The 13,426-nt window shown below is 66.1% G+C and carries 9 protein-coding genes; 2 read left to right on the top strand and 7 right to left on the bottom strand.

Annotation, left to right across the window (positions count from 1 at the left end; genetic code table 11):
* Window positions 1-255: 255 nt before the first annotated feature.
* The 5 genes from cyoD to AC0IXR_RS23455 all read right to left on the bottom strand — a co-directional run bounded on the left by cyoD (window position 256) and on the right by AC0IXR_RS23455 (window position 7,009).
* On the bottom strand, window positions 256-642 hold the full coding sequence (cyoD, locus tag AC0IXR_RS23475; protein WP_471762367.1) for a cytochrome o ubiquinol oxidase subunit IV: 387 nt from the start codon (window positions 640-642) through the stop codon (window positions 256-258).
* Window positions 639-1,325 (bottom strand): cytochrome o ubiquinol oxidase subunit III, encoded by a 687-nt coding sequence (cyoC, locus tag AC0IXR_RS23470; RefSeq protein ID WP_461234453.1) that lies wholly within the window; start codon window positions 1,323-1,325, stop codon window positions 639-641. The genes cyoD and cyoC overlap by 4 nt, the downstream gene beginning before the upstream one ends.
* On the bottom strand, window positions 1,322-3,328 hold the full coding sequence (locus AC0IXR_RS23465; protein WP_461228433.1) for a cbb3-type cytochrome c oxidase subunit I: 2,007 nt from the start codon (window positions 3,326-3,328) through the stop codon (window positions 1,322-1,324). Before AC0IXR_RS23465 ends, cyoC begins: the two co-directional genes overlap by 4 nt.
* A 2-nt stretch (window positions 3,329-3,330) precedes the next feature.
* Window positions 3,331-4,257 carry a ubiquinol oxidase subunit II gene (gene cyoA / locus AC0IXR_RS23460; RefSeq protein WP_471762366.1) on the bottom strand — a complete coding sequence of 309 codons (927 nt, stop codon included), beginning with the start codon at window positions 4,255-4,257 and terminating at the stop codon, window positions 3,331-3,333.
* Window positions 4,258-4,642: 385 nt separating this feature from the next.
* Entirely contained in the window at window positions 4,643-7,009 is a 2,367-nt protein-coding gene (locus tag AC0IXR_RS23455) for an FdhF/YdeP family oxidoreductase (protein WP_471762364.1), read from the bottom strand.
* A 736-nt stretch (window positions 7,010-7,745) separates the two neighbouring features.
* Between AC0IXR_RS23455 and gltX the strand changes: the two genes are divergently transcribed.
* Window positions 7,746-9,092, top strand: coding sequence for a glutamate--tRNA ligase (gene gltX / locus AC0IXR_RS23450; protein ID WP_471762363.1), 1,347 nt, complete (start codon window positions 7,746-7,748; stop codon window positions 9,090-9,092).
* A gap of 284 nt (window positions 9,093-9,376) precedes the next feature.
* Here gltX and AC0IXR_RS23445 read toward each other — a convergent pair whose 3' ends face one another.
* Together AC0IXR_RS23445 and AC0IXR_RS23440 are read right to left on the bottom strand one after the other, a co-directional pair.
* Window positions 9,377-11,074: a methyl-accepting chemotaxis protein gene (locus tag AC0IXR_RS23445; protein ID WP_471762362.1), complete on the bottom strand. Its 1,698-nt coding sequence runs from the start codon at window positions 11,072-11,074 to the stop codon at window positions 9,377-9,379.
* A gap of 437 nt (window positions 11,075-11,511) precedes the next feature.
* Entirely contained in the window at window positions 11,512-12,423 is a 912-nt protein-coding gene (locus AC0IXR_RS23440; protein ID WP_471762361.1) for a LysR family transcriptional regulator, read from the bottom strand.
* A gap of 121 nt (window positions 12,424-12,544) precedes the next feature.
* Between AC0IXR_RS23440 and AC0IXR_RS23435 the strand changes: the two genes are divergently transcribed.
* Window positions 12,545-13,405 (top strand): DMT family transporter, encoded by an 861-nt coding sequence (locus tag AC0IXR_RS23435; protein WP_471762360.1) that lies wholly within the window; start codon window positions 12,545-12,547, stop codon window positions 13,403-13,405.
* Window positions 13,406-13,426 lie beyond the last annotated feature (21 nt).

The raw sequence follows: 13,426 nt of genomic DNA, 5'->3' as shown, positions 1-13,426 counted from the left end.
CGCGGCGGACGGGCCTCGACAAGTCAGGCTCGTCGAAGCGCGGTGCGAGCCGGATCGTCGAACGCAGACCGGTCCGGGCTTTCGTCGCTCAGATCAGCATCCAGAGCAGCAGGTCGGCCGCGATCGCGGTCACGACACCGAGCGTGAGACCGAGGCCGAACTGAAGAGCGGCTATGATGGGACGGTCGCCGTTCACGTCCTGTCCAACCTGCTGCGTGGTTGCGGGATCGGGCGCATGGCCGAGCGGCGGCGGACCTAATGGTGGCTGGGCGCGGAAGGGGTCTGGGGCATCATGTTGTGGTTCATGTTGTTCATGATCCAGATCGAGCCCCCGAACAGAAGGATGACGATCAGGACGCCGAAGGCCAGGGCCATCACGTTGTTGGTGTTGTCCGGCCCGGTGGTGATGTGCAGGAAGAAGACGAGGTGGACACCCATCTGGGCGATGGCGAAGACGAGGAGCGCCACCGGAATGGCCGGGGCCCAGACGAAGTTGGCACGCAGGATCGCGAAGGACGCGGCGGTCAGCAGCGAGGCCAGGACGAGCCCGATGAGATAGCCGCGCAGGCCCTTGCCGATATCCTCCCCGCCGAACTCGTCCCCGGGCGCGGTATCCGTCTCGTGGCGATTCTCGGCGCTCATGCGATCGACCCCATCAGGTAGACGACGGTGAATACGGCCACCCAGACGATGTCGAGGGCATGCCAGAACAGGGAGAAGCACATGACCCGGCGCAGGATGTCGGGCCGGAAGCCTTTGGTGGCGACCTGCGCCATCATGGTGAGGAGCCACAGGAGGCCGGCGAAGACGTGCAGGCCGTGGCAGCCCACGAGCGTGAAGAAGGCCGATAGGAAGGCGCTGCGGGTCGGCCCCGCGCCCCGATCGATGAGGTCCGCGAATTCCCGGAGTTCGAGGGCGAGGAAGGCCGCGCCGAACAGGAACGTCACCGCCATCGCGGCCTGGAACATCAGGTGCCGCTTGGCCGTGAGCGCCAGGCCGGCGACGCCGCAGACGAAGCTGGAGATCAACAGAAAGGCGGTCTCTATCGCGACGTTGTCGAGGTCGAAGAGCTGCGCCCCGGTAGGGCCGCCCGCGGTGCCCGTCTGCAGCACCGCGTAGGCCGAGAAGAAGGCCGCGAACATCACGATGTCGCTGAGGAGGAAGATCCAGAACCCGTAACCGACGACGATCCGCTTGGGAGAAGGGCCGCCGGTTCCCCGGCCCGTGGCCGTCGCGTGGCCTTCACCCGACCGGGCATGGTGGCCGAGATGGTGAGGGTCCGTCCGGATCCGGGCCTGTGCCGGGAGAGCGAGGCCGTCCGTCATGCGGCTCTCCGCCGTGCGTTCTCAAGAGCCTGCATCCGGGTCGCGCGGTTGGCGCGGTTGATCCGTGCGACGCGGTCGGCCGGGATCTCGTATTCGAGCCGGTCGCGCCAGGCGAAGACCACGAAGGTCGCGAAGGCGCCGGCGATTCCGAATCCGGCCAGCCACCAGATGTGCCAGATCATGGCGAACCCGATCAGCGTCGCGAAGAAGGCGCAGATGAAGCCGGTGGGGCTGTTGAGCGGCATCTCCACCGGCTCGTAATCCGGCTCCTCGCGCAGGCGCGCCTGCTCGCGGGCTCGCTGCTTGATGGTCCAGTAGGCTTCCTCGCCCTCCACCCGAGGCATCACCGCGAAGTTGAACACCGGCGGCGGCGAGGCCGTCGCCCATTCGAGGGAGCGTCCGTCCCAGGGGTCGCCGGTGAGGTCGCGCAGGCTCTCCCGCCGCCGGATGCTGACCACGAGTTGGACGATCTGGCAGATCACCCCGATGAGCATCACCGCGACGCCGAAACCGGCGATCAGGATCCAGGGGCGCCAGCCTTCGATGTCGTAATGCTGCATGCGGCGGGTCATGCCCATCAGGCCGAGCACGTAGAACGGCGTGAACACGATGACGTAGCCCGCCACCGAGAACCAGAACGCGACCTTGCCCCACCATTCGTCGAGCTGGAAACCGAACGCTTTCGGGAACCAGTAGGTGTAGCCGGCGAACGCCCCGAACAGCACGGCGCTGACCATGACGTTGTGGAAGTGCGCCACCAGGAACATGCTGTTGTGAAGCACGAAATCGGCGGGCGGGATCGCCAGGAGGACGCCGGTCGCACCGCCGACCACGAAGGTGATCATGAAGGCGAGCGACCACAGCATCGGGGTCGTGAGACGAATCCGGCCGCCATACATGGTGAAGAGCCAGTCGAAGATCTTCACGCCGGTGGGCACCGCGATGATCATCGACGTGATGCCGAAGATGCCGTTGACGTCGCCCCCCGCGCCCATCGTGAAGAAGTGGTGCAGCCAGACCATGAAGGCGAGGACGAAGATCGCCATGGTGGCGCCGACCATGGAGCGGTAGGCGAAGAGCGGCTTGCCCGAGAAGGTCGAGATGACCTCGGAGAAGATGCCGTAGGCCGGCAGTGCGAGGATGTAGACCTCCGGATGCCCCCAGGCCCAGAAGAGGTTCATGAACATCATCGAGTTGCCGCCGGACTCGTCCGTGAAGAAGTGGAAGCCGAGGTAGCGGTCGAGGGTGAGCATCGCGAGCGTCGCGGTCAGGATCGGGAAGGCCGCGACGATCAGGAGGTTCGAGGCGAGCGAGGTCCAGCAGAACATCGGCATGCGCAGGTAGCTCATGCCCGGCGCCCGGATCTTCAGGATCGTGGTCACGAGATTGACGCCGGACAGCAACGTGCCGATGCCGGAGATCTGGATCGCCCAGAGATAGTAATCGACCCCGACGCCGGGTGAGTAGGTCGTCTCGCTCAAGGGCGGCGAGGGCCACCAGCCGGTGCGGGCGAACTCGCCGACGACCAGGGATATGTTGACGAGGAGCGCCCCTGTCGCCGTGAGCCAGAAGCTCACCGAATTCAGCGTCGGAAAGGCGACGTCGCGCACGCCGAGCTGCAAGGGGACGACGAAATTCATCAACCCGACGATGAACGGCATCGCGCCGAAGAAGATCATGATCGTGCCGTGCGCCGAAAAGATCTGATCGTAATGCTCGGGCGGCAGATAGCCGGGGGATTGGTAGGCCAGCGCCTGCTGCGTGCGCATCAGGATCGCGTCCGAGAAGCCGCGGATGAGCATCGCCAGGGCCAGGGCGCAGTACATGACGCCGATGCGCTTGTGATCGACGCTGGTGATCCATTCCCGCCAGAGATACGGCAGGTGTCCGCCGATCACGATCCAGGCTAGGACGCCCAGGACGAGGAGGGCGACCACACCGGAGGCGACGAGGGGAAGCGGCTGGCTGAGGGGAATGGCCTCCCAGGTGAGCTTGCCCAGCATGTCTACGATCCCCCCTTGGGCCGGACGTTCGGCGGCGCGCCGTCCGCTTTCTCAGTCGGTCCCGGCCCCGGAGGGACGGTCTGGTCGACGATCCCCTGAAACAGTTCGGGATCGATGTCGCCGAAGGTCCGCGGCTTGTCCGCGATGCTCTGCTGGGCCAGCGCGCCGTAGGCCGCCTTGTCGAGGCTCGAACCGGCGTCCCGGGCCGAGGCGACCCATGCGTCGAAACCGGCGGGCGAGACCGACTTCATGGTGAAGTTCATGTCCGAGAAGCCGTCGCCGCTGAAATGGGTCGACAGGCCGAGATGGTCGCCCTCGCGGTCGGCCAGCAGGTTGAGCCGGGTGACCATCCCGCGCATCGTGTAGATCATGCTGCCGAGGCCGGGGACGAAGAACGAGTTCCAGACACTGCTCGAGGTCAGGTGGAACTGGATCGGCGTATCGACGGGCACGACGAGCTGGTTGACCGCGGCAACGCGCTGTTCGGGGTAGATGAACAGCCATTTCCAATCGAGCGACACGACCTGGACCTGGATCGGCTTCTTGTCCGAGCGGATCGGAACGGCCGGATCCAGATCATGGGCGCCAATCCAGGCGATCCCGCCGAGGAAGATGATCGTCAGCAACGGGATCGACCAGACCACGAGTTCGATACGTCCCGAGAAGGCCCAGTCCGGCCGGTAGCGCGCCTTCGGGTTCGAGTCCCGGTACCACCACGCGAAGATGACGGTGGCGATCATCGTCGGCACTATGATCGCCAGCATGATGACCGTCGCGATCAGCAGGATGTTGTTCTCGGCGGCGCCGATGGGTCCCTTGCTGTCGAGGATGCTCGGCTGGCAGCCCCCGAGGAGGAGACCTATTCCGATGGCTGGTGAGGCGGCACGGATGCACCGTCGGATCGTCGGCGAAGGGAGCTTCGCCATCATGCGCATGCCGCTGAGTCAGCCAACGATCAGCCTCGTCCTTGCCGGAATTCAACGAAGACTTGCGCAGTTCAATCGGGCATACAACAACATGGGTTGAGGCCAAATGAGTGCTGCTAAGTATTTGAATTAACCCTCATTACTTTCTTCGAGGTCGGATCAGATCGTCATCGGGGCGATGCCGTGAGCGAGGCCCGGATGCCGGTCGGTCACGGCAGGATGTCACGAGACACCCCCGTCATCCCGGCGCGTGACCGAGCGGCATCGGGGCTCGCTGGCCGCAGCCCACGACCGAACGTCGCGCGGCTGCGGTGTTCTCTCGCGGGTCTTATCCGTCGAAGGTCGCGATGCTCGGGGGGCTTGGCTGGGAAGCGGGGCGGGGCCGCCCTCAACCGGTGGCGTATTCGAGTTGAGGCGCCAGCACGCGGTCGTCATCGGCATGCAGGGTGACCGGGATGGTCTTGGCCGCCGGAGTCTTGCTGCCGATGGCATAGTGCCAGATCGGCATCAGCACGTTGCATTCTGGATAGTAGCCACCGATGCAGCCGATGGGGATGTCGTAGGCGACGACGAGCATGTCGGAGAGCCGGCGATCGATCCCGTCATCGGCGACGGTCTTCAACGTCACCGCCTGTCCGATCTTCAGCCCGAGCCTGTCGATGTCCGAGCGGTTCATCAGCACCACTTTGCGGGTGTTCTTGATGCCCCTGAAACGATCGTCGTAGCCGTAGACCGTGGTGTTGAACTGATCGTTCGAGCGTAGCGTCATCAGGCGCAGGACGCCGTGACCGACGTCGGGCATGTCGGCGTCCTCGTCCAGGCCGGTCGGCGTCACGAGGTTCGCCCGGCCCGTATCCGTATGCCATTCGCGCTTGTTCGCAGGCAAGTGACGCTGGAAGCCGCCCGGCTCCCACATGCGCCGCTCGTAATCCCAGAAAGAGTCCGGCAGCGTCTCTGCGATTTCCTTGCGGATCTCGGCGTAATCCTCCTGATAGGCGTCCCAGCGCACGCGCGGATTAGGCTCCAGCACCCGCCGGGCCAACTCGCAGATGAGACGGACCTCGCTGATGAGGTGGGGCGAGGCCGGGCGGCGCAGGCCCCGGTTGCCGTGAATGCAGGCGGAGGTGTCCTCCATCGAGAGGACCTGCTGCCCCGCTTTCGTCTCGTCGATCTCGAGGCGGCCGATCACCGGCAGGATGTAGCTGACTGCGCCCGGTAGCAGGGCCGATCGGTTGAGTTTGGTGATCACGTTGACGGTGAGCCGCAGGCGGCGCCAGGCCGGCTCCATCTGGCCGTGGTCGGGGATGGCCCGCACGAAGTTCCCGCCCAGCATGAAGAAGGCCTGTACCTCGTCCTTCAGGATCGCTTCGCAGGCCTCCACGGTGTTGTAGCCGGCCTCTCGCGGTGGCTCGAAGCCGAACTGCTCGCCCAGCCGGTCCAGGGGAAAGAGTTCGGGCTTTTCGGTGATCCCCACCGTGCGCTGGCCCTGCACGTTGGAATGTCCGCGAATTGGGCAGATACCGGCACCCACGCGGCCGAGATTACCGCGCATCAACAGGAGGTTGACCAGCATCCGCACGGTCTCGACCCCGGCCCGGTGCTGGGTCAGCCCCATGCCGTAGACGCCGATCACGGCGTGCGATTGGCAATAGACGCGCGCCGTTGCTTCCATATCCGCGCGGTGGAGGCCCGAACGGCGCTCCAACTCGTCCCAGTTCTGGAGGCGAAGCCAGGCGGCGAAGGTGTCGAAGCCGTGGGTGTGCTCGGCGATGAAGGCCTCGTCCAGCACGGCCGGGCCGCCCGCTTCCCGTGACGCCTCGTGCGTGTCCAGCACCGCCTTGCAGATGCCCGCCAACGCGGCGAGATCGCCGCCAGCCTTGACCTGGTGATACTGCGAGCTGATCCGGGTGTCCTTGCCGGTCAGCATCTCGGTCGGCGATTGCGGATTCAGGAACCGTTCCAGCCCGCGCTCGCGCAGCGGATTGTAGGTGATGATCGGAACGCCGCGCTCGCTCGCCTCCTGCAGCGGGTGCAGCATGCGGGGAGCGTTGCTGCCCGGGTTCTGGCCGAAGAACAGGATGCAGTCGGACCTGCCGAAATCCTCCAGGGTCACCGTCCCGACGGCCTGTCCGATGCTGGCGGGCAGCGCCACCGAGGTGGTCTCGTGGCACATGTTGGACGAGTCGGGCAGGTTGTTGTTGCCATAGAGCCGGGCGAAGAGCTGGTACAGGTAGCTCGCTTCGTTCGACAGGCGGCCCGAACTATAGAACACCGTGCCCTTGTGACGGTCCTCGACTGCGCGCAGCTCCTGGGCGATCTCCTCCAGGGCATGCCCCCAGGAGACGGGCACGTACTTGTCGCTGGCGGCGTCGTAGCGGAGCGGGTGTGTCAGGCGGCCCGGCTGTTCGAGGTGGAAATCGTCCCAGCCCCGAAGTTCGGTGACGGTGTGCTCGGCGAAGAACTTCGGCGTGCAGCGATGTGCGGTCAGCTCCCAGGCGACCGCCTTGACGCCGTTCTCGCAGAACTCGAACGGCAGGGGGCTCGCGGGCTTCACCCAGGCGCAGCTGTTGCACTGGTAGCCGTCGACCTTGTTGTGGCGGGTCAGCGCGATCGGCACGCTCGCCAGCACCCCTTCGCGCCGCAGGATGTTGCCGACGGAGCGGGCCGACCCCCATCCCCCTGATGGAAGGCGGTACGGCTTGTAGGTGGGCTTATCCAATGAACGATCTCCGTGCCAATACAGCTGCGGGAACATCGGCCGGCTCGTCAGGTTCTACGTCCGGCCCATGCATCCATGTATAGTTGCAAAATCAGGTGCGGCATTATCGGAGGTTACGATGATGATTGATCGAGATTATCTTCTAAAGAAGCCGGCTGGACCGTCTGGGCCGAAGTTTTTCTTGGATACGACCATCGTGCCGCTTGTCGCAAATCTCGCCGGTGGCTTCGAAGTCGTCTTGGATCGCTCGGCCAGGCGCATGGGAGTCAGACCCTCACGGATCCTGGCAGGGGCAATCAGCCTTGCCGCATTGGGCACTCTTTGTCTGATGCGCCGGCGCGGCGCGACCCGTCATCCTATCGAGAGAGCAATGAAACCTGCAGCCTGCGATGTATAAGCTTGGACTTATCGGGTTCGGAGGGGCCGCGGGGCCGGAACACCGAGCAAGCGTCTGCGCCAACGGGCCGGTCCGGTCTCCCGCAACGTCCAGGCTCCGTCGGATACTGAGACTAGACTCAGACTGAGGTCCAGCCGTGGCCGCCTGACCAGAATAGAGAGCAAGGCGCAGGGCGGCCGCGACTTTGCCTCCTGATGACATGCGATCAGGACCGGAATTCGTTCCGGTCGCGATCGTGTTTGGGCCGGGCTGCAAACGCGCTCGGGCTGAGCTCACCGAGGCTCCTGCGACAGCGGCACCTATCATGTGCGACCTGCCCCGGTCTTCCCGAAAGCCGGTTCCCACCGTTCGGGTCGATGCTGTAGACGGGCAGGCATGACATCCGCCCCTCTCGTCCGCTTCGCGCCCTCGCCCACGGGGTATCTCCATATCGGCAACGCCCGTCCGGCGCTGTTGAACGCCTTGTTCGCGCGGGCGCATGGCGGGCGCTTTCTGCTGCGCCTCGACGACACCGACCGCGAGCGCTCGACGGAGGAATTCGCCAAAGCCATCGAGGAAGACCTCGCCTGGCTCGGCATCGTGCCCGATCTCTTCGCCCGCCAATCGGACCGCTCCGCCATCCACGATGCGGCGGCAGAGCGCCTGAAGGCGGCGGGCCGGCTCTATCCCTGCTACGAGACGCAGGAGGAACTCGAGCGTCGACGCCGGCGCCAGCTCGGCCGTGGCCAGCCGCCGATCTACGACCGCGCCGCGCTCAGCCTGACCGATGACGAGCGTGCGGCCTTGGAGGAAGAGGGGCGCACGCCGCATTGGCGCTTCAAGCTCGACGCCCGCACCGTCGCCTGGGACGATCTCGTGCGTGGGCCGGCGCATGTGGATTGCGCTTCCCTCTCGGACCCGGTGCTGATCCGCGCCGATGGCAGCTACCTCTACACGCTGCCCTCCGTGGTGGACGATGCCGAGATGGGGATCACCCATGTCATCCGCGGTGAGGATCACGTCACCAATACCGGCGTGCAGGTGCAGATCTTCGAGGCCCTGGACCAGCCGGTGCCGATCTTCGGCCACCACAACCTGCTCACAACCGCCGACGGCGAAGGTCTGTCGAAGCGCCTCGGCCACCTCTCGCTGAGGGGCCTGCGCGAGGCGGGCTATGAACCCGGCGCGGTGCGCTCGCTTGCCGTACTCACCGGCTCGGCCGAGGCGGTGCGCGCGGTGCCTAACCTCGACGAACTCGCCGCCCTGGTCGATCTCTCCCACATCTCGCGGGCGCCGGCGAAATTCGATCCGCAGGAACTCGACGGGCTCAATGCCCGCCTGATCCATGCCATGCCGTATGAGGAGGCACGCGAACGCCTCCTCGGAATGGGCATCCCCGAGGAACGGGCGCAGGCGTTCTGGGCGGTGATCCAGCCCAACCTCACCAAGGTCGGGGACGCCGCCGAATGGTGGCGGATCGTGGCCGGGGAGGTGACGCCGGTCATCGCGGATTCGGGCTTCGCCGCCGCCGCCCTGGACGTGCTGCCGTCCGAGCCCTGGGACGGCCAGACCTGGAAAGCCTGGACCAATGCGGTGAAGGAGCGGACCGGCGCCAAGGGTAAGGCCCTGTTCATGCCGCTCCGCCTCGCGGTGACAGGGCTGGAGCACGGCCCCGACCTCTCGGGCCTGCTGCCCCTCATCGGCCGGGACATTGTGGCGGCGCGGCTCGGCGGTCGCGACTGACAGAATCGGCCCGAAAAGCGGATCCCGCTTCTCCTGCCAAGCTGCGCTGATCCCGACCGATGGTCGTCTTCAGCGCGTTCGGCGGACGCCCGCCGCCGCGCAGTCACGCGGGCGGCCGACGATGAGTTCTCCTCATCGTCGGCCGGTCTCAGACCGATGCCGGTCGGCCTCATACCCCCTCCGGTTGGTCGCTTCGGTCAGGTTGGCCGGAGCCGGCTCCCTCTCCCGTGTGGGAGAGGGGACCCGTGCTCGCCGGACACCGAATGTAGCGGCCGGAGACGGCCTCAGGCCGCTCTTACGCTGGCGAGGAAGCGGCGGACCTCGGCGTTCAGGTGTTCGGACTGGCGAGAGAGCTCGCCCGCCGAGCCGAGCACTTGGGATGCGGCGGCCCCCGTCTCTTCGGCGGACCCCGCGACGCCCGAGATGTTGCTCGTCACTTCGCTCGTTCCCGTCGCGGCCTGGGCGACGTTGCGGACGATCTCCTGGGTCGCGGCCCCCTGCTGCTCCACCGCCGCGGCGATGGTGGTCGCCACCGAATCGATCTCGCGGATGCGGGCCGTGATGGAGGCGATGGCCGAGACCGCCTCGTCGGTCGCCCCCTGGATCTGGGAGATCTGACTGGAGATGTCCTGAGTCGCCCGCGCCGTCTGGCTGGCCAGTTCCTTGACCTCGGTGGCCACCACGGCAAAGCCTCGACCGGCCTCTCCCGCGCGGGCTGCCTCGATGGTGGCATTGAGGGCGAGAAGGTTGGTCTGGGCGGCGATGTTCGAGATCAGGCCGACCACGTCGCCGACGCGCGAGGCGGTCTGGGACAGTGTCTGCACCAGGGCCGCCGTCCGATCGGCTTCCGATACGGCGCCCTGGGCGAGATCGGCCGACCCGCTGACCTGCCGTCCGATCTCCTGGACGGAAACGCCGAGCTCCTCCGCCGCCGCCGCCACGGTGTTGACGTTGGTGGCGGCTTCCTCGGCGGCGGCGGCCACGGTCATGGATTGGCTCGCCGTTTCCGTGGCGGTGGAAGTCATGGTCTGGGCAGTGGCCTGGAGTTCGGTCGCCGAGGCCGACACCATCTCGATGATGCCGCCCACGGCGCCTTCGAAGCTGTCGGCCATGGCGATCATCGTGCGCTGGCGCTCGGCCTGGGCGACCTCCTCGGCGAGACGCCGGATGTCGGCTTCCTCGGCGGCCTTCCGGGCGACCATGGCCTTGATGCCTTCCACTGCCTTGCCCACGGCGCCGATTTCGTCCCCGCGCCGGGCCTCCACGATCTCGGCGTCGATGTCTCCCTTCGCCATCCGCTGCAGGACGAGGACCAGGCCTGCCAGCGGACGGGTGATGCCGAAGGTGACGATGAGGCCGGCCAGGATTGCAGCGACCGTGAGGCCGAGGGCCGCGGTGGCGATCAGGCGCTGGATGGTGTCGGCCACCTGAGCTTCGAGAGCGCGCTTGCCGGCCTGCATTTCCTCCGTGATCCGTTGGGTGCGCTGCTCGATGAATGCGTTCAGCTTGTTCCGTGCTGGCTGAGCTTCCTCCCGGATGACTTGTAGTGCTTTAGGTGTCTCGCCTTGCATGGCGAACGCTGTCGCGCGATGGACAACGGTAAAATACGCTTCGGTTATCTGCCGAAGGTCTTGGCCAATCTTGCGGCGTTCCGGGGTCTCGGCCAGCTGGATCAGTTTATCGACAGACTCGGACGTCTCCTTCTCCGCCTTTTCATACCGCAGCTTGTAATCGGACATTTTGTCTTTGTCGGTTACCAAAAGGATATTGCGGCTCAGGAGAGCTGCTTCCGCGAGTTTGATCTGAACCCGCAGATAGGTCTCCTGCCGGACACTTAGAGTTTCGGTGTAATATCTGACTTGTTCTGCGATGCTGTTCAGGTTGCTGCGTGAGTAGCCCACCAACCCGATAGCCATCAGGCCCATCAGAGCGAGCGGGATGGCGATTTTCAGCATCACGCCGGCTTGCCTAACGACCTTCATCACGAACTCCAGAATAATATCTGCCCATACGCAGAATCTTGCAAATCAATCTTACGCAATATAGTATAAATATAAGCTTAAGATCCGATTGCGGCGGGTAAGATCGTTGATGTCCATGTTGACGAAGCAAGGGCAGGTGAAGTGCCGTGGGAATTGGAAGGATCGTGCCAGATCTGAAGGTCGGGATGTGGTATGACTTAAGAGTGACACGAGCCATCTTGCAGTTCGGGCGAGCGTCATCGAGCAGAGCTTGGCATCGGACGGAGGTCATGGGGGCTTGCTCGCGAAGCGGCGGCGCGGTCCGTCGCGCCGACTGTCTTCACGTCGGCGTGGCGCTCCCCTGCTCAATCGGAGCAGACGCGTGAGATCGAGGGCGACCCGGTCCTGAGTGGGAGGTCGGCGCCGGTGGCCCAGTCCCGATCCGGCGCGGCTCGGGTTCAGTCGCCTGCGCCGACCGCCTTCGGCACGAGCGCGTCCCGTTCCCGGAGGAGATGTCTCACGAGCCGTTCCGCCGCCTGGCCCGGCGGTCGGCCCGCCGGGCGGATCAGCATCGTCTCGATGGGCAGGCGCGGCCGGAACGGTCGCAGCACGATGGGCAGGTTCGCGAGCGCGCGGGCGGGAAGCGGATCGACGATGGCGATCCCAAGCCCTTCGGCGACGAGGCCGCAACGCGCCGCCGTGTACTGAGCCATGAGGCCGAAACGTGGGACGAGGCCGATCGCCGCGAAGGACGCTTCGATGGCCTGTTGGAACACCCCCGTCGCACCCGCGATCAGGGGCTCTTCGGCGAGATCGCCCACCTGGATCACTCGCTTGGATGCGAGGGCGTGTCCTCGGGGCAGGGCACAGACCGCGTCGATGGCGAGGAAGGGCTCGCAGATGACGCCCGCATAGCCGGAGCGGGGACGAACGAGACCGAGATCGCATTGCCCGGAGGCGGCCCAGGACCAGATCGTCTCCGGCGCGGGCACATGAACCGAGACCCGGATGCCCGGGGATTCTTCGCTCAGCCGCCGGATCGCCCGCGGCAGCAGCCGCGAGGCCAGGGACGGTTGGCAGGCGACGCGCAACGGCCCCGTGCCGAGGTCGCGGATCTGGCGGGCCGCCTGGGAAAGATGGTCGAGCCCCGCATAAGTCCGCTCGACCTCGCGGGCGAAGGCCTCACCCTCCTGCGTCGGCAGCGCGCTGCCATGGCCGCGCACGAACAGGGCGAAGCCGAGATCGGCCTCGAGCTGCGCCATCGCGCGGCTGACATGGGGTTGCCCGATGCCGAGAGCCGCAGCGGCCCGCGTCATCCCGCCATGGCGCAGGACGGCGCGGAAGAGATCGAGATGAGCCGGGTTCATCATGCCTGTTTCGCATGGATATCAAAGAGGTAAGCATTTGACGGCATGGGCGCGGGATGATTGTCAAGCCGCCTAAGCCGGGTCCTGTTCGATCCCGCGACACCAACCGGGACGAGACGACGCGATGCAACGGAATGCGGCGGGGTGGGGCAACGGTCTCGTGGGCGTCATCATCTTCAGCGCCTCGCTGCCGGCGACGCGGGTGGCGGTCGGCGGGTTCACGCCGCTCTTCCTGACCTCGGCGCGGGCGGTGATCGCGGCCCTGCTCGGCGCGACGATGCTCCTCGCCCTGCGTCAGCGCCGTCCCGCAATCGGCGACCTCGTTCCGCTCATCATCGTCGCCCTTGGCGTCGTCGTCGGTTTTCCCCTCCTGACGGCGCTGGCGCTCCAGCACATCACCTCGGCGCATTCCATTGTGTTCATTGGCCTCCTGCCGCTCGCCACCGCCATCTTCGGCGTGATCCGGGGCGGTGAGCGTCCCAGCCCGGCCTTCTGGCTGTTCTCCGGCATCGGCAGTCTCACGGTGGCGGGCTTCGCGCTGTTCCAAAGCGGGGGCGGCTCGCTCACCGGCGACCTCCTGATGGTCGCCGCGATCGTACTCTGCGGCCTCGGCTACGCGGAGGGCGCCACCCTGTCGCGTCGCCTCGGCGGGTGGCAGGTCATCTCCTGGGCCCTGGTCCTGTCGTTGCCGGTCATGGCCGCCATCGCCCTAATGAGCCTGCCCTCGGCATGGAACGGCATCGGCCTGCCGGCCTGGATCGGCCTCGCCTACGTCTCGGTCTTCAGCATGCTGGTGGGGTTCGTGTTCTGGTATCGCGGGCTCGCTTTGGGCGGCATCGCCGGCGTCGGGCAATTGCAACTGCTGCAGCCGTTCTTCGGCCTGGCTCTCGCGGGGTTGCTGCTCCAAGAGCCCGTCGCCCCGAGCATGCTGGCCGTGACCGGCCTCGTCGTCCTCTGCGTGGCGGGGGCCAAGCGCTACGCCTGACGTCCTCGTGGCCTTGGTCCC

Source organism: Methylobacterium sp. AC832, from assembly GCF_979256025.1.
This window is presented reverse-complemented; position numbering and strand designations above follow the sequence as displayed.